Source organism: Nocardioides antri (genome assembly GCF_008373765.1).
GTDB lineage: Bacteria > Actinomycetota > Actinomycetes > Propionibacteriales > Nocardioidaceae > Nocardioides > Nocardioides antri.
The window spans coordinates 161,049-183,175 of record NZ_VUJW01000003.1; the positions used below are offsets into that span (position 1 = coordinate 161,049).

21 protein-coding genes are annotated in these 22,127 nt (G+C 70.4%); 9 read left to right on the forward strand and 12 right to left on the reverse strand.

From position 1 onward, the window contains the following. The first annotated feature begins 4 nt into the window (after positions 1 to 4). From F0U47_RS06940 to F0U47_RS06950, 3 genes are all read left to right on the forward strand, one after another. Complete coding sequence (locus F0U47_RS06940; RefSeq protein WP_149750507.1) at positions 5 to 2,026, forward strand: fumarate reductase/succinate dehydrogenase flavoprotein subunit; 2,022 nt, start codon at positions 5 to 7, stop codon at positions 2,024 to 2,026. Between the two features lie 11 nt (positions 2,027 to 2,037). Next, positions 2,038 to 2,781: a succinate dehydrogenase/fumarate reductase iron-sulfur subunit gene (locus tag F0U47_RS06945; protein WP_149750508.1), complete on the forward strand. Its 744-nt coding sequence runs from the start codon at positions 2,038 to 2,040 to the stop codon at positions 2,779 to 2,781. A 358-nt stretch (positions 2,782 to 3,139) separates the two neighbouring features. Then, on the forward strand, positions 3,140 to 3,892 hold the full coding sequence (locus F0U47_RS06950) for a class I SAM-dependent methyltransferase (protein WP_149749601.1): 753 nt from the start codon (positions 3,140 to 3,142) through the stop codon (positions 3,890 to 3,892). A 78-nt stretch (positions 3,893 to 3,970) separates the two neighbouring features. Here F0U47_RS06950 and F0U47_RS06955 read toward each other — a convergent pair whose 3' ends face one another. Continuing rightward, complete coding sequence (locus F0U47_RS06955; RefSeq protein ID WP_149749602.1) at positions 3,971 to 4,411, reverse strand: HIT family protein; 441 nt, start codon at positions 4,409 to 4,411, stop codon at positions 3,971 to 3,973. Positions 4,412 to 4,764: 353 nt separating this feature from the next. Here F0U47_RS06955 and F0U47_RS06960 point away from each other — a divergent pair, with 353 nt between their 5' ends. Next, positions 4,765 to 5,850: a saccharopine dehydrogenase gene (locus F0U47_RS06960; RefSeq protein ID WP_149749603.1), complete on the forward strand. Its 1,086-nt coding sequence runs from the start codon at positions 4,765 to 4,767 to the stop codon at positions 5,848 to 5,850. Positions 5,851 to 6,133: 283 nt separating this feature from the next. On the opposite strand, the gene F0U47_RS06965 is transcribed toward F0U47_RS06960, so the two are convergent. From F0U47_RS06965 to F0U47_RS07000, 8 genes are all read right to left on the reverse strand, one after another. Beyond that, entirely contained in the window at positions 6,134 to 6,520 is a 387-nt protein-coding gene (locus F0U47_RS06965; RefSeq protein ID WP_149749604.1) for a hypothetical protein, read from the reverse strand. Positions 6,521 to 6,777: 257 nt separating this feature from the next. Next, on the reverse strand, positions 6,778 to 7,890 hold the full coding sequence (locus F0U47_RS06970) for a TIGR03032 family protein (protein WP_149749605.1): 1,113 nt from the start codon (positions 7,888 to 7,890) through the stop codon (positions 6,778 to 6,780). Beyond that, positions 7,887 to 9,758: an ELWxxDGT repeat protein gene (locus tag F0U47_RS06975; RefSeq protein ID WP_149749606.1), complete on the reverse strand. Its 1,872-nt coding sequence runs from the start codon at positions 9,756 to 9,758 to the stop codon at positions 7,887 to 7,889. Before F0U47_RS06975 ends, F0U47_RS06970 begins: the two co-directional genes overlap by 4 nt. Before the next feature lie 105 nt (positions 9,759 to 9,863). Then, complete coding sequence (locus tag F0U47_RS06980) at positions 9,864 to 10,088, reverse strand: SCO4848 family membrane protein (protein ID WP_149749607.1); 225 nt, start codon at positions 10,086 to 10,088, stop codon at positions 9,864 to 9,866. Beyond that, on the reverse strand, positions 10,085 to 11,140 hold the full coding sequence (locus tag F0U47_RS06985) for a YihY/virulence factor BrkB family protein (protein WP_149750509.1): 1,056 nt from the start codon (positions 11,138 to 11,140) through the stop codon (positions 10,085 to 10,087). Before F0U47_RS06985 ends, F0U47_RS06980 begins: the two co-directional genes overlap by 4 nt. Before the next feature lie 28 nt (positions 11,141 to 11,168). After that, complete coding sequence (locus tag F0U47_RS06990) at positions 11,169 to 11,690, reverse strand: 2'-5' RNA ligase family protein (RefSeq protein ID WP_149749608.1); 522 nt, start codon at positions 11,688 to 11,690, stop codon at positions 11,169 to 11,171. Between the two features lie 4 nt (positions 11,691 to 11,694). Next, positions 11,695 to 12,780, reverse strand: coding sequence for a tryptophan--tRNA ligase (trpS, locus tag F0U47_RS06995; protein WP_149749609.1), 1,086 nt, complete (start codon positions 12,778 to 12,780; stop codon positions 11,695 to 11,697). Between the two features lie 55 nt (positions 12,781 to 12,835). Then, positions 12,836 to 14,083, reverse strand: coding sequence for an MFS transporter (locus F0U47_RS07000; RefSeq protein ID WP_149749610.1), 1,248 nt, complete (start codon positions 14,081 to 14,083; stop codon positions 12,836 to 12,838). A gap of 314 nt (positions 14,084 to 14,397) precedes the next feature. Between F0U47_RS07000 and F0U47_RS07005 the strand changes: the two genes are divergently transcribed. From F0U47_RS07005 to F0U47_RS07015, 3 genes are read left to right on the forward strand one after another with little or no spacing between them, the layout of a single operon-like run. Next, positions 14,398 to 15,249, forward strand: coding sequence for an alpha/beta fold hydrolase (locus tag F0U47_RS07005; RefSeq protein WP_149749611.1), 852 nt, complete (start codon positions 14,398 to 14,400; stop codon positions 15,247 to 15,249). 23 nt (positions 15,250 to 15,272) lie between these two features. Then, positions 15,273 to 15,914 carry a ribonuclease FAU-1 family protein gene (locus F0U47_RS07010; RefSeq protein WP_149749612.1) on the forward strand — a complete coding sequence of 214 codons (642 nt, stop codon included), beginning with the start codon at positions 15,273 to 15,275 and terminating at the stop codon, positions 15,912 to 15,914. Further along, positions 15,911 to 16,555: a class I SAM-dependent methyltransferase gene (locus tag F0U47_RS07015; RefSeq protein WP_223162686.1), complete on the forward strand. Its 645-nt coding sequence runs from the start codon at positions 15,911 to 15,913 to the stop codon at positions 16,553 to 16,555. Before F0U47_RS07010 ends, F0U47_RS07015 begins: the two co-directional genes overlap by 4 nt. Here the strand turns inward: F0U47_RS07015 and F0U47_RS07020 are convergent. After that, positions 16,530 to 18,716 (reverse strand): NADP-dependent isocitrate dehydrogenase, encoded by a 2,187-nt coding sequence (locus tag F0U47_RS07020; RefSeq protein WP_149749613.1) that lies wholly within the window; start codon positions 18,714 to 18,716, stop codon positions 16,530 to 16,532. The genes F0U47_RS07015 and F0U47_RS07020 overlap by 26 nt on opposite strands. Positions 18,717 to 18,894: 178 nt before the next feature. On the opposite strand from F0U47_RS07020, the gene F0U47_RS07025 reads away from it, so the two are divergent. Beyond that, complete coding sequence (locus F0U47_RS07025; protein WP_246159501.1) at positions 18,895 to 19,929, forward strand: MIP/aquaporin family protein; 1,035 nt, start codon at positions 18,895 to 18,897, stop codon at positions 19,927 to 19,929. Between the two features lie 9 nt (positions 19,930 to 19,938). On the opposite strand, the gene F0U47_RS07035 is transcribed toward F0U47_RS07025, so the two are convergent. Continuing rightward, positions 19,939 to 20,628, reverse strand: coding sequence for a hypothetical protein (locus F0U47_RS07035; protein ID WP_149749614.1), 690 nt, complete (start codon positions 20,626 to 20,628; stop codon positions 19,939 to 19,941). Between the two features lie 119 nt (positions 20,629 to 20,747). Here F0U47_RS07035 and F0U47_RS07040 point away from each other — a divergent pair, with 119 nt between their 5' ends. Continuing rightward, positions 20,748 to 21,734, forward strand: coding sequence for a malate dehydrogenase (locus F0U47_RS07040; RefSeq protein WP_149749615.1), 987 nt, complete (start codon positions 20,748 to 20,750; stop codon positions 21,732 to 21,734). 81 nt (positions 21,735 to 21,815) lie between these two features. On the opposite strand, the gene F0U47_RS07045 is transcribed toward F0U47_RS07040, so the two are convergent. After that, a complete protein-coding gene (locus F0U47_RS07045; protein ID WP_149749616.1) occupies positions 21,816 to 22,127 on the reverse strand; it encodes a DUF3017 domain-containing protein in 312 nt (103 codons plus the stop codon).

Below are 22,127 nucleotides of genomic sequence, written 5' to 3' on the forward strand. Positions count from 1 at the left end.
TGACATGCCGGACACCACCCTCACGTCCGACCGCTCCCACGACGAGCCGTCCCCCGGCCAGTACGACGACGCCGCCGGCTACTACACGCCGGGCGCGCCGATCGCCGACACCAAGGCGCCCGACGGGCCGATCGCCGACCGCTGGCAGACCCGCAAGTTCGAGGCCCGCCTGGTCAACCCGGCCAACCGCCGCAAGCTCTCGATCATCATCGTCGGCACCGGCCTGGCCGGTGGCGCCGCAGCCGCCACGCTCGGCGAGGCCGGCTACAACGTGAAGTCCTTCTGCTACCAGGACTCCCCGCGCCGGGCACACTCCATCGCCGCGCAGGGCGGCATCAACGCGGCCAAGAACTACAAGGAGGACGGCGACTCCGTCCACCGGCTCTTCTACGACACCGTCAAGGGCGGCGACTACCGTTCGCGCGAGTCGAACGTCTACCGGCTGGCCGAGGTCAGCACCAACATCATCGACCAGTGCGTCGCGCAGGGCGTCCCGTTCGCGCGTGAGTACGGCGGCCTCCTCGACAACCGCTCGTTCGGCGGCGTCCAGGTGTCGCGGACCTTCTACGCCCGCGGCCAGACCGGCCAGCAGCTCCTCATCGGCGCCTACCAGGCGATGGAGCGCCAGGTGAAGGCCGGCACCGTCACTGAGTACACCCGTCACGAGATGCTCGAGGTGATCGTCGCCGACGGTCGGGCCCGCGGCATCATCGCGCGCAACATGGTCACCGGCGAGATCGAGACCCACCTGGCCGACGTCGTCGTACTCGCCTCCGGTGGCTACGGCAACGTCTTCTACCTCTCGACCAACGCGATGGGCTCGAACGTCACCGCCGCGTGGCGCGCACACCGCAAGGGCGCCTACATGGCCAACCCCTGCTACACGCAGATCCACCCGACCTGCATCCCGGTGTCGGGTGAGCACCAGTCGAAGCTGACCCTGATGTCGGAGTCGCTGCGCAACGACGGCCGGATCTGGGTCCCCAAGAAGGCCGAGGACTGCACCAAGGACCCGCGGGACATCCCCGAGGAGGACCGCGACTACTACCTGGAACGGATCTACCCGTCCTTCGGCAACCTGGTCCCCCGCGACATCGCGTCCCGGCAGGCGAAGAACGTGTGCGACGAGGGCCGTGGTGTCGGCCCGATGGTCGGCGACTTCCGCCGCGGCGTCTACCTCGACTTCGCCGACGCGATCGAGCGTCTCGGTGAGGATGCGGTCCGCGAGAAGTACGACAACCTCTTCGACATGTACGAGCGGATCACGGGTGAGAACCCCTACGAGGTCCCGATGCGGATCTACCCCGCCGTGCACTACGTCATGGGCGGGCTGTGGGTCGACTACGACCTGCAGTCCTCCATCACCGGCCTGTTCGTGACCGGCGAGGCGAACTTCTCCGACCACGGCGCCAACCGCCTCGGCGCGTCGGCGCTGATGCAGGGCCTGGCCGACGGCTACTTCGTCCTGCCGCACACCATCCGCGACTACCTCGCCGAGGGACCGTTCGAGCCCCTCGACGAGTCGCACCCGGCCGTCGCCGAGGCCAAGGCCTCGGTGCAGGAGCGCATCGACAAGCTGATGTCGATCAACGGCTCCCGCTCGGTCGACAGCTTCCACCGCGAGCTCGGCCACATCATGTGGGAGTACTGCGGCATGGAGCGCAACGCCGAGGGCCTGCGCAAGGCGATCGACATGATCCGCGAGCTGAAGCGCGAGTTCTGGACCGACCTCAAGGTGCTCGGCACGGCGGACTCGCTCAACCAGAGCCTCGAGAAGGCCGGCCGCGTCGCCGACTTCCTCGAGCTCGGCGAGCTGATGTGCATCGACGCGCTCAACCGGCGCGAGTCCTGCGGCGGCCACTTCCGGGCCGAGTCGCAGACCGAGGACGGCGAGGCCCTGCGCCACGACGACGAGTTCGCCTACGTCGCCGCTTGGGAGTGGGCCGGCGAGGACCAGCCGCCGGTCCTGCACAAGGAAGACCTGGTCTACACCGCCATCGAGATGAAGCAGAGGTCCTACAAGTGAGCGCCGGGACGATGAACCTCACCCTGAAGATCTGGCGCCAGAGCGGGGCTGCCGACAAGGGCCGGATCCACACCTACGAGGTGTCCGGGATCTCCGAGGACATGAGCTTCCTGGAGATGCTCGACGTCCTCAACGAGCAGCTCAACGAGCTCGGCGAGGAGCCGATCGCGTTCGACTCCGACTGTCGCGAGGGCATCTGCGGCATGTGCTCGCTGATGATCAACGGGGAAGCGCACGGACCCGAGGTCACCACGACCTGCCAGCTCCACATGCGCTCCTTCAAGGACGGCGACACGATCACCATCGAGCCGTGGCGGTCGGGCGCGTTCCCGGTGCTCAAGGACCTCTGCGTCGACCGCTCGGCGCTCGACCGGATCATCCAGTCCGGCGGCTACATCTCGGCCAACACCGGCTCGGCACCTGAGGCGAACTCGGTCCCAGTCCCCCGCGACAACGCGGTCCGGGCGTTCAACGTCGCGACCTGCATCAGCTGCGGTGCCTGCGTGGCCGCGTGCCCGAACGGCTCGGCGTCGCTGTTCCTCGGCGCCAAGATCACCCACCTCGCCGAGCTGCCGCAGGGCCAGCCGGAGCGGTGGAGCCGGGTCGTCGACATGACCGCCCAGCACGACCACGAAGGCTTCGGCGGCTGCACCAACATCGGCGAGTGCGCCGCTGCGTGCCCGAAGGAGATCCCGCTGGACGTGATCAGCCAGCTCAACAAGGACCTTCGCACGGCGATGCGGCACGGCCACTGACACCAAGCGCCATCTCGCCCCGGCTCATCCCCGCAGCTGCCGAGAAGAGCGCGACGCCGCGGACTGCCCGGGTGCTGTGGTCCCTGTCCGGGTGGTCGACCACCCGGGTAGTGACAACAGCTCCATGGTAGTTGTCGATTCGGCCACTGCCCGGGTGTCGTAGCCACTACCCGGGCGTGAGGGCCGGCGACTGTCTCTGCACCCCGACGCCCGCTATTGCCGCGCCGAGGGCGCTGCCGATGTGCGGTCGCTTCGATAAGCCGTGGAGCGATCTCGGCCTGATCGCGACAATGGCCCGGGTGCTGCTTGTCGGCCGAGAGGCAGGTTTGCCCAAGATCCGGCCAGGAGGGTGCGCTTCATGAGCGAGCAGTTCTACTCGGACGCGAGGTTGTACGACCGGTTGTTCCCCGGAGGCGAACAGGCCCTCGAGTTCTACAGGGTCGAGGCCGATCGGCAAGGCGGGTGTGTCTTGGAACTCGGGTGTGGCACCGGAACCAAGCTGATCCCGATCGCGTCCGACGGGCATCCGTGCATGGGCCTGGAGCTCTCGCCGGACATGCTTACCGAGGCTCAGCGCAAGGCGGGCGAGCGCGGCGTGGAGGTGGAGTGGGTGCAGGGCGACATGCGCGAGTTCGACCTGGGCCGAACGTTCGACCTCGTGTTGATCGCCGCCAATTCATTGCTCCATCTGCATGAGGCTGAGGACTTGGTGGGCTGCTTCCGGTCCGTGCGAAGGCACCTGGCGCCCGGAGCGCAGCTCGTCTTCGACGTGTTCAACCCGAGCGTGCGCATGCTTGCCGAGGCCGACGGCGTTCGACGAAGGCGCGACGCGTTGTCGTTCGTGGATCCCGATCGTGGCGTAGTGCATGTCGATGTCGCGGAGACCTACGACGCGGCCGCGCAGGTGACTCGCGGGAGGTGGTACTTCTCGACCGATTCCGAGGCCGACTTCGTGGTCGCCCCGCTTGAGATCAGGAGCATCTTCCCCCAGGAGTTACCGCTGCTGCTCAGGCTCGGCGGCCTCCGGGTTGTTGAACGATTCGGCGACTGGTCCCGTGCGCCACTCACCGCAGATGCGGCGCTCCAGCTTTACATCTGCGAACCGGACTGAACCGCGAAGACTGGACTACCAATGTCTGGCACGGTGCCTGTTCCGCCCTGCGCGCACATGCCGATGAGCGGTCGCCATCTACCGGAAGTGTCGAGCCAGACGCTTGCACAGACTGGCTACCTCGGAAGGTCCACCCGTGGGAGCATCCGACCACTCATCGACCTGGTGCCAGGAGTAGTCGTCCGGGGTGCCGCGGTGCCGAACCACCACGTGCTCATGGAAATGCTCGAGCCGTGTGTTGATCACCATCGCATGCACTGCATCGATATCAAGCTCGGAGCGCAACGCTCTCGCCGCGTCCCGAACCGCTCGTCCGACCGCTGCCGACTCCTCATCCGTGAGGGAGTCAACGAACGGCGCGTGCCGGTCGGTCTCGACAATGAGATGCCCCAACGTGACGGGCATGGGTCGGTTGACCAGATGCTTGACCCACACCAGCTCGTCGCGCCACACCACTGGAGCGACGAGATCGCCCTCCCCACGATGACCGGCGCAGATGGGACATGCCGGGTCGGTCACGCTCGAAGGCTACGCATCGGCCGCCATGATGAGAAGCGCACGCTACTGCCGCACCAAGGTCCGCGCACTTGCCGAAAGCAGAGCGCTGTGTCGTCAGGCTGCTCGTCGGTGGGCACGCTGATAGGGGTGCTCGTCACGTACGTACCAGACGGTCCAGCTCACTGGGAAGAGCAGTCCTGCGATCGACGCAGGGAGCACGGCCAGCCCACGACGGCGTGCTCCGATTCCCGTCAGGATCACCAGCGGGAGTACCACGCAGATCAGGACGAGGATGACTGGCACCACAGCATTGTGACTGGTTCTGGACGACTGGTGTCGCGCGTTCTCCGTGGGGGTGGTGGCATCCTGACCGCATGCAGCCCGTCCATGTGTGGATCCGTTCGGAGTCCCGCAGCACCGAGCGGCGTGCGCCTCTCGCACCCGGCGACGTCCCGCTGCTGCTGGACGCCGGGTTCGAGGTGACGGTCGAGGAGTCGCCCCAACGCATCTTCGCCGTCGAGGAGTACGCCGCGGCCGGGGCGTCCGTCGTGGGCCAGGGCACGTGGCCCGACGCGCCCCAGGACGCCTACGTCCTCGGGATCAAGGAGCTCCCCGACGAGCCGGCGTCGCTGCGCCACCGGCACATCTACTTCGCGCACGCGTTCAAGGGCCAAGAGGGCGCTCGGCGCACCCTGGAGCGGTTCCGCCGCGGCGGCGGTCGGCTGCTCGACATCGAGTACCTCACCGACAATGACGGCAAGCGGGTGGTCGCGTTCGGCTACTGGGCCGGCTACGTGGGTGCCGCACTCGGCGTGCTGCACCTGGCCGGATCGCTGGCCGCGCCGCTCGCCCCGACGGCCAGGCACGAGCTCGACGCCGCGCTGGAGCAGGCCGGAAAGGCCGGGACCGATCAACTGCTGGCGCTCGTCACCGGGGCGCAGGGGCGATCCGGTCGCGGTGCCCAACGGGCACTCATGACCGCCGGTTTGGCGATCACCCGATGGGATCGCCAGGAGACCCGGGACCTGCACAAGCAGGCGCTCCTCGGCCATGACCTGTTGGTGAACTGCGTGGTCACGCACACCCCGACGACTCCGTTCGTGGAGCATGCGGACCTGGACCACGAGCGGCGGCTGCGGGTGCTCGCGGACGTGACCTGCGACGTCACCGGTCCCTCCAACATGCTCCCGGTGAACACCGAGATCACCACATGGCAGGAGCCGGTCCGGCGACTGCACTCCGGCGCCCCGGAGCGCGGCACCGCGCCGCTGGAGGTCGTCGCCATCGACAACCTGCCCTCGCTGCTGCCGCGCGAAGCCAGCGAGGGCTTCAGCGGTGACCTGACCCCGCACCTGCTCGGGTTGGCCGAGGAGGGCGGGCCGTCGGGGCCCTGGCGGGCAGCCGGTCGCGCCTTCGATGAGGCGATGAGAAGGCTCGAGGCACCCGAAGGCTCCTCCTAGCCCTGGCGCGCGGCAGGCGCACAGCCAGGTCGGCCAGACGCAAGAGTGCAGGCCTGGACGTGGGCGGCTTGTACGCCGTGATCGGCATCGTCCTCTTCAGCGTCGGAGGGACGGTCCTCGAGGACGCGATGGGCGGCGACTGGCTGACTCTCACAGGCTGCGCGTGCGTCGCCGCTGGCCTGGTGGGGATAGTCGCGGTAGGCATGAGTTCTCACAACAGCCGCTGACCGCCGGAAGATGAGGTCGCTCCGCCACCAGTGGTAACCGGGACCGTCCTGCCGGCTCACCCTTGGGGGCCGTCTCCCGTTCGAGCCAAGCGCTCGCGACTCAGATACCGAACCGGCTTGCCGAGCGACTCCGCGTAGGCAATCTCCCGTCGGGTCGACTCACCTACGTAGCCGCCCGGATCCACGATGTACACCTCGTCAGCCATGCGAATCTTCTGGAAGTGCACGCCGCCGAGCCGCCCCTTCAGGTCCGAGCTGTCGGCTGTCCAGTCGTAGTCCGGAAGATCGGGGAGGCTGAACATTCCGAGGCTGATCACTACGCAACCTTCCATCGTGAGCCGCTGGTTGACCTCCGCGAACTCAGCCTCAAACCTGGTCGAGCCGCAGAGCGTGATGACCTTCGCCTCACCCTCGGCAGACTGCGGCACCTGCTGGTCCTCCATGAGGTTCATGATCGGTCAACGACACGACGACCCCGTCGGCGCCCCCTGCACGCCCGCTCACGCCGCACGGCGTGCGGAGCCGCACGCTACTTCCGCGTCTGGTGTAGAGCGCATTGCTGACGCGAGCCATGGGAGGAAGCGATCGTGGCTGGAGATCGATACGAGGAGCTGATGGCGCGACGCGCTGCTTTGGAAGGCGAGGTCCAGCGGCGGCTCGGACGAGCGGGCTCCACCTGGCGGCGGACGCTGAGGTCGACTCATCGTCCGACCTCCTCACGGTGCGGCTCGCGCTGGTGCGGCAGCACCCAGATGTCGTCGGCGTCCCCGTCCGTCTCCCCGAAGGTGGGGCTGAGCGCGCCCGGGACCACCTGGACGTCGAAGATCTCCTCGACGCCGGAGGCGAACTCCAAGGTGCCGACCGTGGTGCCGGTGCTGAGCTCGATGACGCCGACGCCGCACTTGAGCTGGTCGTGGTAGGCCGCGATGGGGGCACCGCCGAAGATGGCCGTCTCGCGGATCTTCGACAGCCCGACGAAGGCGAGGCCGCCGTGGATCGCGAGGCCCCGGGCATAGCCGGGAAGGGCGGCCACCACCTCGCGCCCTCCCGTCGCGAGGTCCACCCGCTCGAGCCGCCCCATCCCGGAGTTCAGCACGAACAGCTGGCCGTCGTACCACCGCGGCGAGTGCGGCATCGCCAGCCCGGTGGTCACCGGCGAGCCCGACGCCACGTCGAGCACGGCCCCGCTGTCGTTGCGCCGCTTGCGCCACCCGCCCGGCTCGTCGGAGAGGGCCATCACCGTCACGAAGGCCGGGGACCCGTCGCGCATGGCGAGGCCGTTGAGGTGGCACCGGTCCTGCGGCGCCAGGGCCGAGATGAACGGCGGACGCCAGCGCGGCACGAAGCTGAAGCGCTCGTCGAGCCCGGCGAGGCAGGAGAACCGGGTGTTCACGATCCAGAGGTCGGGCTCGCCGGCCGGGGTCGTCCCCCACGCGATCTCGTGGCACTGGATTCCGCCCGTGACCACCGAGGAGCGCGGCAGCCAGCAGCGGTCGTGACGGCCGGCGGGAGACATGGCGGGCGCGAGCTCGGAGTGGTCGCGGAGCATCCATACCTGCCCTTTCCCGGCGACCGCGAGACCGTCGGCACCCAGGGCGAGGCCCATGGCGTGGTCGAACCGGCGGAAGGAGAAGGTCAGCCGCTCGTCGGCGGCCCCGACGGCGACGACCTGCCCCGCCTGGTAGGTGGAGACCAGCAGTGCACACTGCGCCTCGTCGAGCAGTCCCGGGAGGCCGATGCTGTGGTGGAACCGGACCTCGGTCGGCGGGGGCCCGCCAGGCGAGGGGGCCGGCGTGTCGTGCGGTGCGGTCACCGCATCTTCAGTGTGTAGCGACGGGTCACGCTGCTGACGGTCCCGCCACACGAGGTGAACGTGAACCGGGCCCGCACCCGGAGCTCCCCGTTGCGTCGTAGCTGTCTCTTCGCGGCACGGGTCGGTTCCAGGGTCATGCTGGTCCTGATCCGGTCCGAGCCGCTCACCTCGCGCACTGCCCGCTTGATCCAGCGGCGCTCACCGGCCGGGGCGAGCACGAGCGTCCCGGCACCGTCGACGACGACCCGGACCCGCAGCGTGCCGGTGGTGGTGTTGGCGTCACCCCGGGAGGCGACGGCGAAATCACCGCCGGTGTTGATGTCCCTGACCAGGGCCGTGCCGGCTTCGGTGCCGTCCGAGCGCCACAGCTCCTCACCATGGGTGCCGTCGTCGGCGGCGAAGAATAGCTCGTCGTCGGACTCGACCAGGGTGTTCGGACTGCGGCCCTCGGTGTCGCGTCCGATGTCCTCGACCAGGGAGGTGCCCGCCTCGGTGCCGTCGGAACGCCAGAGCTCCCGCCCGTGCACGCCGTCGCGGGCGGTGAAGAACAACGCGCCTCCGGCCTCGGTCAGCTGCGAGGGGTAGCCGGGGTACTCGCCGGGCCGGATGTCCTTGACCAGTACGGTGCCGGCCTCCGTGCCGTCCGATCGCCACAGCTCCTGGCCGTGGGCGCCGTCGGCGGCGGCGAAGAACAACGTGTCGCCCACAGGCTCCAGGTCGCTGAGGCCGTAGTACTCGTCGTCGGACGGGAGGTCCTTGACCAGGACCGTGCCCGCCTCCGTGCCGTCGGAGGTCCACAGGTCACGGCCATGGGTGCCGTCGTCGGCGGCGAAGAACACCGTGTCACCCAGCGCCACCATCGCCTCGGGGTCGCTGGACCGCGCGCCGGGGTAGACGTCCTTGACCAGGGTCGTCCCGGCTGCCGTGCCGTCCGAGGTCCACAGCTCCCGGCCGTGGACACCGTCCCTGGTCCGGAAGAACAGGACGTCGCCGACGCCGACCAGCCGGCCGGAGCTGCTGCTGTAGGAGCCCGGGCGGATGTCCTTGACCAGGACGGTCCCCGCCGTGGTGCCGTCGGAGCGCCACAGCTCGTCACCGTGGGTCCCGTCGTCGGCGGTGAAGAACAGCGTGTCACCGACCGCCGTCAGGTTCGACGGGCCGTAGTCGTAGTAGCCGCCGTCGTCGCCCGGCCGGATGTTCTTGACCAGGACGGTGCCGCCCGGCGTCCCGTCGGACTTCCACAGCTCCTCGCCGTGGACGCCGTCGTCCGCGGTGAAGAACAGCGTGTCACCGACCGCGGTCAGGCTCGAGAGACCGCCGTCCTCGTCGTACCCACCGTCGTCGGAGGGCTCGAACCGCTTGACCAGGACGGTGCCGGCCTTGGTGCCGTCCGAGTGCCACAGCTCGTCGCCGCCCCCACCCTCGACCGTGAAGAACAGCGCGCCGTTGACACCGACCATGCTGCTTCCGTCGTAGTGGTACTCGTAGTCGCCGTCGCCGCCGGACCCGAGGTGCTTGAGCCGCACGGTCCCGTCCGCGGTGCCGTCGGACCGCCACAGGCCGGTGCCGCGGGTGTCGGAGGCGGTGAAGAACAGTGTCCCGTCGACGTCGGTCAGGCTGTTCGGCGAACTGCCGGGGGTCGTCGCCCCGTCGCAGTGGACGAGCGAGGAACCCGCGACCTCCGACGTCGGGGCGGTCGCGGACGGCGCTGCCGCAGCGGTCCCGGTGCCGGCCAGGGTCACCGCCGCCGCGGCAGCGGTCGCCGCTCGGCGCGCTTGGGCCGCACGAGCCCGGCGCCGCAGCGTCTTGGCGCGGGCGACCCGCGACCGCAGTGCCTTCTCCCGCTCGGACCGCTGTCGTCGACTCATCCCGGACCTCCTTGGTCGGCCCGCAGACCGAGCCCTCGCCGATCCGAAGTATGCACGCCACACGGGCGTTCGTCAGGCAGTCGCGCGATTGCCGTCAGAACCGGTTCACGCCTTGGTGGCGCGCAACGCCTTCCAGCCCAGCCGGCCGAGGAGCGCCGCGATCAGGAAGTTCACGACGATGAGCACGGTGTGGGCGACCCAGTAGCCGGTGGAGCGGTCCTCCCCCGCGTCGTAAGCCGACCAGAGGTTCGCCGCGAAGTTACCGAACGTGAGCACGTTCCAAGCCGCGACGGCGAGGAGCAGGATCGCGTGCCTGCGCTCGAGCCTCATCGAGGCTCCTTCTTCCTGAGTACGGCGACGAGGGCGAGCGTGACGGCACTGCCGGCCGCGAACGGGGCGGCCCAGCGCGCCGCCGTGCCTTCCTCGGCCTCGCGATCGGCCGCGAGGCGCTCCCGCCACGGCAGCGACGGTGACGACGGACCCTGGACGGGTGGAGCGCCGACCGGCCGGAGCGCCCGCGACGCCGGGTGGACGTAGGCCCACGAGGCGGCGTACATGACCACCCGGGAGAAGTAGTAGATCCACACGACGAGGATCAGGGCGATGCCGAAGGCCTGGAACGCCGGTGAGTTGGCGGTCGACTGCAGGAGGAGCTGCGAGACCTGCTTGAGCACCTCGAAGCCGAGGGCGCCGAGGATCGCGCCGGACCAGAGTGCGCGGCGTGGCAGCCCGGGATCGGCCAGGATCCTGAAGAGGGCGAAGAAGAGCAGGGCGTTGGCGGCAAACCCGATGACGACGGCGACGAGCCCGAGCAGCCAGCCGAGCTCGGAGTCGAGACCGATCCAGTCGAGGATGTGCTCGGACAGGCCGCGGACGACGCCGGAGACGCCGACGCTCACGACGAGGACGACGCCGAGCATGGCCAGAGCGATGACGTCGCGGGCCTTGCCGACGAAGAAGTTGGGCTGCTCGCGCTCCGGCAGCTCGAACATGACGATCAGCGCGTCCCGCATGCTCGAGAGCCAGCCCAGCCCGGAGTAGAGCACCACGACCAGACCGACCGACAGGATCCCCGGCGCAGACTCGCGGATGTCGGTGAGCGAGATCTCGCCCTCGCCCTCACCGACGAGTCCCGGCAGCACCGAGTTGACGGCGTCGACGAGGTCGCTCTCCGCGCCGTCGTAGACCCGCGCGACGAACCCGATGACCGCGAACGCCAGGGCGAGGATCGGGAAGAACGAGATGAAGGCGAAGTAGGTCACCGCCCCGGCCTGGATGTTGCCCTTGACCTCGCTGTAGTGCTCGACCGTCCGCACCAGCTGGTCGAGCAGCGGCCGTCGTTCGCGCGCGTCCGCGAGCCGCCGCTTGATCCTGTCCACCATCGCCGGCACCGAGATCACCCTGCCTGTGTCAGATTCCGATTGCCTCGAGCGGGAACGAGCGGCTCGACTGCCAGCCGAGGTCGCCCTCGTGAACGTACAGGTGGAACTCGCCGACGTCGAAGGCGCAGTCGAAGCCGGCCAGCTCGTCGAACGCCCGGTCGAGCTCCGCGTCGCCCAGGTGGTGGGCCACCGTCACGTGCGGGTGGTAGGGGAAGTGCAGGTCGAGGGCGAGCGGACCGTCGCGTACGTCGTCCGCGAGCTGCTCGCACTGGGAGATCCCCTCCGCGAGCGCGATGAACACGACCGGCGACACGGGCCGGAAGGTGCCGGTCCCGCGCAGGTGCACGCGGAAGCGCTCGTGGCGGTGGGCGACCCGGTCGAGGTGGGCCTCGATGTCGTCGACGAGGCTGTCGTCGACGTCCAGCGGCGGGATCAGCGTGATGTGGCTCGGGACACCGGATGCCGTGGGGTCGCCGATGGCCGTCCGGTAGTCCTGGAGCTCGGTGGCCCAGGGCTCGGGGATCGCGATCGCGACGCCGATGGTCGGCACGCCGTCAGGCCCCGGCCGGTCCGCGGGCCGGCGCCACGAAGCCCACCCGCTGGTAGACGTCGCGCAGGGTCGCCTCGGCGACGCCCCCGGCGGTCTCCGCGCCCTTCTGGAGGACCGCGGTCAGGTAGGCCTGGTCGTCGAGCAGCTCGAGGGTCTTGTCGCGGAACGGCGTCACGAAGGTGACGACGAGGTCCGCCAGGTCGCCCTTGAGCGCGCCGTACCCCTTGCCGGCGTACTGCTCCTCCAGCACCGGGACCGGCTCGCCGCTGAGCGCGGAGTAGATGGTGAGCAGGTTGCTGATGCCGGGCTTCTCCTCGACGTCGTACCGGATCTCGGTGCCGGAGTCGGTGACGGCGGACCGGATCTTCTTCGCGCTGACCTTGGGGTCGTCGAGCAGCTCGATGATGCCGTTGGGCGAGGACGCCGACTTGGACATCTTGGCGGTCGGCACCTGCAGGTCGCCGATCTTCGCGGTGGCCTTGAGGATGTAGGGCTCCGGCAGCCGGAACGTCTTCTTGTAGCGGCTGTTGAAGCGCTGCGCGAGGTCACGGGTCAGCTCCAGGTGCTGGCGCTGGTCCTCGCCCACGGGCACGAAGTGCGGCCGGTAGAGCAGGATGTCGGCGGCCTGGAGGATCGGGTAGGTGAACAGGCCGACCGACGCGGCCCCCTCGCCCTGCTTGGCCGACTTGTCCTTGAACTGGGTCATCCGCCGCGCTTCACCGAACCCGGTCAGGCAGTTGAGGATCCACCCCAGCTGGGCGTGCTCGGGGACCTGGCTCTGCACGAAGATCGCCGACCGGGCGGGATCGATGCCCATCGCCAGCAGCTGCGCCGCGGCGCGGAGGGTGCGCTCCCGGAGGACCTTGGGGTCCTGCTCGACGGTGATGGCGTGCAGGTCGGCGATGAAGAAGAACGGCTGGTGGTCCTGCTGGAGGTCCACCCACTGCCGGAGCGCACCGAGGTAGTTGCCGAAGTGGAACGAGTCCGCGGTCGGCTGGATCCCCGAGAGCACGCGCGGTCGCGCCCCGCCCCCGGACGTCGCCGGCTGCGCCGTCGCCGGCAGCGGCTGTTGCTCAGTCGTCGCGGCCATGGGTGCGATTCTCTCAGCACCCCGGCACCGCGGCGAAAGAGGCTCCCCGTCGTGGTCAGCCAGCGGCGGGGAGGGCCGTCCCCCGCCGGTGCACGACCGCCGACACCAGCAGGATGAGCAGCCCCAGTAGGGCGAGGCCCGCGCCGACGAGCGCCGGCGCCCGGTAGCCCCAGCCGGCGGCGATCACGACGCCGCCCAGCCAGGCGCCGAGGGCGTTGGCGACGTTGAGGGAGGCGTGGTTCATGGCAGCGCCCAGCGTGACGGCGCCGCCCGCGACGTCCATCAGGCGCAGCTGCAGGTTGACGACCAGCACGGAGCCGGTCGCTGTGACCACGAACGCGACCGGGAGCAGCGCCCAGCCACCCGGCGCGGCGACGAAGTAGACCAGCAGGACCAGGACACCGGTCGCACTCGACAGCAGCAGGCTGCGGTACACCGACCAGGCAGCGAGCTCGCCGGCGACCCAGGTGCCCGCGACCATGCCGAGCCCGAGGGCCAGCACGAAGATCGGCACCGTGCCGCGCTCCAGCCCGCCGGTGACGGTGACCGTCTTGGCGATGTAGGAGTAGACGGCGAACATCCCGCCGAAGCCGATCGCGCCCACCGCCATCGTGAGCCAGACCTGGAGGCTGCCGAAGAATTCGCGCGCCTCCTTGCGCCCGCTGGTCTCCGGGTCGCCCGGGACCGACGGCACCACGGCGAGGACGAGCCCGGCGGTCGCCAGCGCGAGTGCCGCGGCCAGGACGTACGTCGACCGCCAGCCGACCTGCTGACCGAGGAAGGTCGCGAACGGGACACCCACCACGTTGGCGACGGACAGACCGAGCATCACGCTCGCCACCGCTCGTCCGCGCCTGGCCGGCGGGACCAGGCTTGCCGCGACCAGGCTGGCCACGCCGAAGTAGGCGCCGTGCGGGAGGCCGTCGAGGAACCGCGCGGCGGCCAGCACGTGGTAGTCCGGCGCCGCCGCGCTCATCAGGTTGAAGGCGCCGTAGGCCACCATCAGGCCGACGAGCATCGCGCGCCGCGGCAGGGCGGCGCCGAAGAAGGCCAGCACCGGCACGCCGATGACGACACCGAGTGCGTACGCCGAGATCACGTGCCCCGCGGACGGCACCGACACGTCGACGCCGTCGGCGATCTCGGGCAGGACGCCCATCGTCATGAACTCGGTCGTGCCGATCGTGAAGCCCCCGACGGCCAGGGCGAGGATCGCCAACGCGGGGCGGCGGGTCGGAACGGTCGGCTCGGCCCAGGTGGGCCCGCCGGCCCCGCCGGCCCCGGTCGTGACCTCGGCGGTCATCGGGCAGGCGTCATCGGCGTCGGGGTCACGACAGGGCGCAACGGTCGCCGGGGGACGGGCATTCCGAGGGATCCGTCACGATGTGCAATGTGACAGACGCAACGACCGATGTCGATGTCGCGCGGCGGCGGCGGCCGGCGCGGCGGTGGTGCGCGCGGCGTACGACGGCACGCACGCCCGGCGCGCGAAGACCGGGCTCGACTTCGTCACGGTAGGCGTTCGCCGCGGCCAGTTCCTACCACCGTCGGATGCGGTCGCAGGGACTCGTCTGCGACGGTTGCGGGACAGCACCAGCACCGAGCCGGGAGGCCCGCATGCCCACGATCGAGCTGCCCCACGCAACGCTGAGCTATCGCGTCGCCGGACCGGACACGTCGTCGGCTCCTCCGGTCGTCCTCATCCATCCGATCCTCACCGACGGCTCGCTCTGGGCACCGGTGGCGGAGCGGCTCGCGGCGCGCGGCATCCGGTCCTACGCGCCGGACTGGCCGCTGGGCTCGCACCGGATCCCTCTCCCGGCTGACGCCGACCAGTCGCCACGCGGGGTGGCGCGGCTCGTGCTCGACTTCCTCGAAGCAGCCGACCTCACCGACGTCACGCTCGTCGGCAACGACACCGGCGGTGCGATCTGCCAGTTCGCCATCGATCCCGGCTCCGGCCTCGACTCCTCCCGCGTCGGCCGGGTCGTCCTGGCCAACTGCGACGCGTTCGACCAGTTCCCGCCGGCGCCGTTCACCCTGATCTTCCCGCTCCTGCGCAACGAGTGGCGCGCGAAGGTGCTCGCCGGCCAGCTGCGCCTGCGGCCGCTGCGCCAGTCGTGGCTCGGCTTCGGCCTGCTCGCGAAGAACCTCCCGGCCGACCTCACCCGCGCGTGGATCGAGCCGGTCCGCACCGACGCAGGCGTACGACGCGACGCCGTGCGGCTCCTCCGCAACCTCAGGCCGGCCGAGCTGCTGGACGTCTCCACCCGGTTGGCGGACGTGAAGATCCCGGTCTCGGTGGTGTGGGGCATGGCCGACCGCGCGTTCCGCCCGTCGCTTGGCCGGCGCCTGCACGCCGCGTTCGCGGATGCAGCCTTCGTCCCGGTGCCCGGCGCCCGAACCCTGCTCGCCCTCGACGCCCCCGACGAGCTGACCGACGAGATCGTCGCCATCGCCGGCCGTTGAGCCTGCCCTGGTAGGAAAGCGGGGTGGACTACCCCGACCAGCTGCGTCCGTCCGGCACTCCTCCGTTCTGGAGCCGGGGCGAGCACATCACCTGGACCTACGGCCTGCCGGGCCGGCCGTCCTGGGTCTATCCGATGACCGTGGTGCAGGACGACGCCGACGCGCTGGTCACCTGGCTGACCGTCGGCACTCTGGGCCGGCTGCAGATCCGCGCCGACGGACGGGAGCTGCGGGCGGACAGGAGCGACGTCTTCACCGCGCCGCGCAAGGAGGTCGTGCGCCCGTTCTCCGCCCACCACACACTGCGCATCCACCAGCCCGGTCGGCAGTGGTCGACCCTGCTGTTCTTCAAGGGTGACTCCGGAGAGTTCGTGGGCTGGTACGCCAACATCGAGGAGGCGCACGTCCGCGACGCCCACGGGACCTACTCCCGCGACCACGTGCTGGACGTGTGGATCGAGCCGGACCGGACGTTCTGGCGCAAGGACGAGGACGAGCTCGAGCTGGCCGTCGAGCAGGGGCGCTACACAGCCGAGGAGGCTGCGGCCATCACGGCCGTCGCCGACGAGATCGAGGGCGTCATCCGCGCCTGGGGTCCGCCGTTCTGCGACGGCTGGGAGACGTTCCGGCCCGACCCGGACTGGCCGGTCCCGGTGCTGCCGTGAGCGACCACGTCGCCGCGGTGGTCGCGCACTACGACGAGCGCGCCACGTCGTACGACGACAGCGCGATGCACCGCGGCCTGGCCGGTGCCGTCGCGGGCCTGCCGGAGGTCGCCGACGCGACCACGGTCCTCGACATCGCGACCGGCACCGGCCTGATGCTGCGAGCGATCGAGGAGCGGCACCCGGGCCGGTGCCTGGTCGGCGTGGATTTCTCCCCCGGGATGCTTGGCGTTGCCCGCCGTGGGCTGCCCGGCGCGACGTTCGCACTCGCCGACGCCGGCCGCGTGCCGGTGCCGGACGACGCAGTCGACCTGGTCACCTGCGTCACCGCCCTGCACCTGCTCGAGCACCCGGCCGCGGCGTTCGCCGAGTGGGCGCGCGTGTTGAGGGCCGGCGGCCTCGCGGTGACGGCCACGTTCGCACCCGTGGCCGGGCAGTCCGACGGTCCGGGCGCGGGCGGTTTCGTCCGCCGGCACGAGCACTTCCGGACACCCGAGCTCGTCGCCGCCGCGCTGGCGCCGCACGGGTTCCGGCTGGTCCGGCACGAGCGCTGGACGTGCGACGACGACCGGCTCCTCGTCTGCGTCCTTGCCGCCGGCTCAGGCGCAGCCGAGGTCAGAGCGAGGCGAGAGCCTCGTTGAGCGTCTTGCTCGGCCGCATCACCGCGGACGTCTTCTCGGCGTCGACGGCGTAGTAGCCACCGATGTCGACCGGGCTGCCCTGGACCGCGATCAGCTCCTCGGCGATGACCGACTCGTTCTCCCGCAGGGTCTTGGCGAGCGGCGCGAACGCGGCAGCCAGCGAGGCGTCGTCGGTCTGCGCAGCGAGCTCTTCGGCCCAGTAGAGCGCCAGGTAGAAGTGGGAGCCACGGTTGTCGATCGTGCCGAGCTTCCGCCCGGGCGACCGGTTCTCGTTGAGGAACGTGCCCGTTGCGCGGTCGAGCGCGTCCGCCAGCACCTTCGCTGCCGGCGCATCGGCCTGGTCGGCGTACTTCTCGAACGCGGGAACCAGTGCGAAGAACTCCCCGAGGCTGTCCCAGCGCAGGTAGTTCTCCTCGACCAGCTGCTGCACGTGCTTGGGCGCCGAGCCGCCCGCGCCGGTCTCGAAGAGGCCGCCGCCCGCGATCAGCGGCACCACCGACAGCATCTTGGCCGACGTGCCGAGCTCGAGGATCGGGAACAGGTCGGTGTTGTAGTCACGCAGCACGTTGCCGGTCACCGAGATGGTGTCCTCGCCCTTGCGCATCCGCTCGACCGAGAAGGCCGCTGCCTCTGCCGGAGCCATGATCCGGATGTCGAGGCCCTCGGTGTCGTGCTCGGGCAGGTAGGCGTTGACCTTCTTGATGATCTCGCGGTCGTGCGCGCGCTCCTCGTTGAGCCAGAAGATCGCCGGAGACCCGGTCGCCCGGGCGCGACCCACCGCGAGCTTGACCCAGTCCTGCACCGGGACGTCCTTGGTCTGGCAGGCGCGCCAGATGTCACCGGCGCCGACCTCGTGCTCGATCAGGGTCTCCCCCGCGCTGTTGACCACCTTGACGGTCCCGTCGGCGGGGATCTCGAAGGTCTTGTCGTGGGAGCCGTACTCCTCGGCGGCCTGCGCCATCAGGCCGACGTTGGGGACGGTGCCGATGGTGGCCGGGTCGAGCGGGCCGTTGGCCTTCACGTCGTCGATGACGGCCTGGAAGACACCGGCGTACGACGAGTCCGGGATCACGGCGAGGGTGTCGTCCTCGCCACCATCGGCGCCCCAGAGCTTGCCGCCGTTGCGGATCATCGCCGGCATCGAGGCGTCGATGATGACGTCGGAGGGCACGTGCAGGTTGGTGATGCCCTTGTCGGAGTTGACGTAGGACAGCCGGGGCCCGTTCGCCAGCGCCTCCTCGAACGCTGCCTTGATCTCCGCGCCGTTCGGGAGGGCGTCGAGGCCCGAGAGGATCCCGCCGAGGCCGTCGTTCGGGGAGAGCTCGGCGGCGGCGAGGTCGTCGCCGTACTTCTCGAAGACGTCGGCGAAGTAGGCCTTCACCACGTGGCCGAAGATGATCGGGTCGGAGACCTTCATCATGGTGGCCTTCAGGTGCACCGAGTAGAGGACGTCGTCGGCCTTGGCCTGCTCGAGGGTCTTCGCCAGGAACGCGTTGAGCGCGGCGGCGTCCATGTGGGTGGCGTCGACGATCTCGCCGGCGAGCACCGCGAGGCCGTCCTTGAGCGTGGTGGTGCCCTCGGCGGTCTCGAGCACGATCGACAGGGTGTCGTCGGTGGGCATCGTCACCGACTTCTCGTTGCTCGCGAAGTCGTGGTCGCCCATGGTCGCGACGCTGGTCTTCGAGCCCTCGGCGAACGGCTTGTTGGTGTGGGGGTGCGTCTTGGCGTAGTTCTTCACCGACGCCGGCGCCCGCCGGTCGGAGTTGCCCTCCCGCAGCACCGGGTTGACGGCCGAGCCCTTCACCTTGTCGTACTTCGCCCGCGCCTCGCGCTCGGCGTCATTGTCCGGCGACTCCGGGTAGCTCGGGATGTCGAAGCCCTTCTCCTGCAGCTCCTTGATCGCGGCCTTGAGCTGCGAGACCGACGCGGAGACGTTGGGGAGCTTGACGATGTTGGCCTCCGGCGTCTTGGCGAGCGCGCCGAGCTCGGCCAGCGCGTCGTCCGCGAGGCCGAACTGCGCGAGGATCCGCGCGGCGACCGAGATGTCGCGGGTCTCGACGTTGACACCGGCCTTGGCGGCGTACGCCTCGACGATCGGCAGGAAGGAGTACGTCGCGAGCAGCGGCGCCTCGTCGGTGTGGGTGTAGATGATGCTCGGCATGGTCGGGCGGCACTCCTGGGACGGTGGGATTGCTTGACGTCAAGATATCGGACGCGCTCGAGCGCGACGCCTGCGGGCCGTGCCAGCCTCGCATCCCGGGTAACGACCGGCAAGATCGCTACTCTTCTGCCGTACCTGGCGGGTTCCGGGAGCCGACCGAAGGAGAGTGCTCTAAGCCATGACCGAGCAGATGACCGCGGAGACCGCTCCGCCCACCCTCGCCCAGAAGCTCGCAGCGGAAGTGGTCGGCACTGCGGTGCTGGTCATCATCGGCTGCGGCGCGGCCTACGCGACCGGCGCCGACGTCGTCGCCACCGGCCTCGCCTTCGGCATCACGATCGTGATGATGGCCTACGCCTTCGGTCGCATCTCCGGCGGACACTTCAACCCCGCCGTCAGCGTCGGCGCTGCCCTGGCCGGCCGGATCTCCTGGAAGGACACCGGCCTCTACGCCGCGGCCCAGGTGGTCGGAGCCCTCATCGGGGGCGTGGTCCTGATGCTGATCGTCCTCACCGGCGACGTCGGGGGCTGGGAGTTCGGCGACCCGCTCGCGAGCAACGGCTGGGGCGACTCCGGCAACATCGAGCTCGTCGGCGCGCTGCTCCTCGAGATCGTGCTGACCTTCATCTTCGTGATGGTGATCGTCGGCGTGACCGACGACCGCAACGACACCGTGGCCTTCGCCCCGCTCGCGATCGGTCTCGCCCTCGCCGCCGTCCACTTCGTCGGCATCAACCTGACCGGCACCTCGGTGAACCCGGCCCGGTCCATCGGTGTCGCCTGGTTCTCCGGCAGCGACGCGCTGATCGCGCTGTGGGTCTTCATCGTGGCGCCGCTCATCGGCGGCGCGGCCGCCGGCTTCCTCTACCCCCTCGTGTTCGGCCGCAGCGGCGCGCCCGTGCCGGGCTCCGGCCTCCCGGCCGGCGCCGCCACGCCGGTGGGCGCGGTGCCCGGCCTCGGCGCCCCGGACGCGTTCCAGCAGCAGTGGAACCAGCAGAGCGGCGGCTACGCCGCCCCGCAGCAGGGTGGCGGCTACGCCGCGCCCCAGGCGCAGCCGGCGGAGCAGCCGATCATCCAGGACGGCTGGCAGTGGGACCCGGCGGCCCAGCAGTGGATCCCGGCCCAGCAGCCCCCGGCACCACAGGCGGACGAGCCTGGCGGCTGGGCCCCGCCGCCGGGCGAGCACACCGTCGTCCGGCCCCCGGACGCCTGACCCGACCGGTCAACCCTCGAAGGCGACGAGCGCGAGCTCGTCGCCTTCGTCGTCCGTCACGACCCGCACGAGCCCGATGTCGCGCGCAAAGAGCCGGCGCTCGACGACGCCGGGCGCGAGCGGGCTGGTCACCTCGGTCTCCAGCAGATCGGTGAGGTCGCCGTACGGCACCGAGGCGGAGCCGTCGAGGCTGACGACCTGTGCGGAGTCCTCGGCCACCCCGGCGAGGTACTCCGTCCGGTAGCCGTCGCCGATCCGGGGCCGCGCCGGCATGGCCAGCCCGGCCTCGGCGCCGCCGACCCCTGCCTCCCACACGCCGTCCTCGCCCAGGGACCAGACGTTGCCGTCCTCGTCCTGGGCGAACCAGGTGGTGCGGTCCTCGACCTCTCGTCCCTGCACGTCGGTGACGGTGGTTCGGACGACCGTCGCGGTCACGCCCTGGATCTCGCGGTGGTCGTCGAGCACGGTGACGACGCTCCGCGCGCCGGCCTCGGACCCTTGGTAGACCCACTCGTTCCCGGGGGCCAGGGGCAGCCAGGGGTTGTCGATCTCGTCGACGAAGTCGGCGGCGTCGAGGGACGGACTGGGGATGACCAGCTCGTCGACCCCGGTCGGCGGGCTCGGCGCCGACGCGCTGCCGCAGCCGCCGAGGAGGGCGACGCCCAGGACCGCCGCCATCAGCCGCGCGCGTCTCGACATGGCGCCGAGTCTCGCACCCGCGCCCGCGTGCTCCGGCAGGTGGTGGCGCTGCTAGTTTCGCTGCATCGTCTGACTCGGCTCAAGCTGGGGGCCGAGTCGCACCCATCGAAGGAGTACCCGTGAGCGACACGCCTCTGAAGGTCGCCGTCACCGGCGCAGCCGGCCAGATCGGCTACAGCCTGCTGTTCCGCATCGCCAGCGGCGCCATCGCCGGCGACCGTCCCGTCGAGCTCCGCCTGCTCGAGATCGAGCCGGCCCTGAAGGCGCTCGAGGGCGTCGTCATGGAGCTCGACGACTGTGCGTTCCCGAACCTCACCGGCATCGAGATCGGTGCCGACCCGGAGAAGATCTTCGACGGCGTCAACCTCGCCCTCCTCGTCGGCGCGCGCCCGCGCGGCCCGGGCATGGAGCGCGGCGACCTGCTCTCGGCGAACGGCGCGATCTTCACCGCCCAGGGCAAGGCGCTCAACAAGGTGGCCGCCGACGACGTCCGCGTCGGTGTCACCGGCAACCCGGCCAACACCAACGCCCTCATCGCGCTCAAGAACGCCCCCGACATCCCGGCCGAGCGGTTCTCCGCGCTCACCCGCCTCGACCACAACCGGGCGATCTCCCAGCTGGCCACCAAGACCGGGGCCGCCGTCACCGAGATCAAGAAGATGACGATCTGGGGCAACCACTCGGCCACCCAGTACCCCGACGTCTTCCACGCCGAGATCGGTGGCAAGAACGCCGCCGAGGTCGTCAACGACGACGCCTGGATCGCCGACTACTTCATCCCGACCGTCGCCAAGCGCGGTGCGGCGATCATCGACGCGCGGGGCGCCTCCTCGGCCGCCTCCGCCGCGTCGGCGACCTGCGACGCCGCCCGCGACTGGCTGAACGGCACGCCCGAGGGCGACTGGGTGTCGATGGCCGTCGTCTCCGACGGGTCGTACGGCGTACCCGAGGGCCTGGTCTCGTCCTTCCCTGTCACGACCTCCGGTGGCAACTGGGAGATCGTCCAGGGCCTCGAGATCGACGAGTTCTCCCGCGGCAAGATCGACGCCTCGGCCGCGGAGCTCGCCGACGAGCGCCAGGCGGTCACCGAGCTGGGCCTCATCTGATCCACCCTGCGCGCGAGTCGGCTCATCTCACGATGGGCCGGCTCGCGCTGCTGTTCGGGGGTCGGCCGCGCCGACTCGCGGTCAGGACGGCTGGTCGGGGATGTTGTCGGCGAGGACGAAGAGGACCACGGACACGGAGCCGGCGAGCAGCACGTCGACGACCCGGGGGCGTACGGCGAGCATTCCCGCGTCGCGCTGCGGGAGCACCAGCCGCAGGAGCGCCGCGGCAGCGAGCGCACCGGCGACCACCCGGATCCCGAGCCGCCAGTCGGGGCCGTGCCAGGTGATGCCGATGCCGACCGCCATCGCGGCCAGCACCAGGATGTAGAGCACGCCGCCGATCGTCGACGGATAGCGTCGACGGTGCGGGGGCTCCGGCAGCGGGTCGGTCAC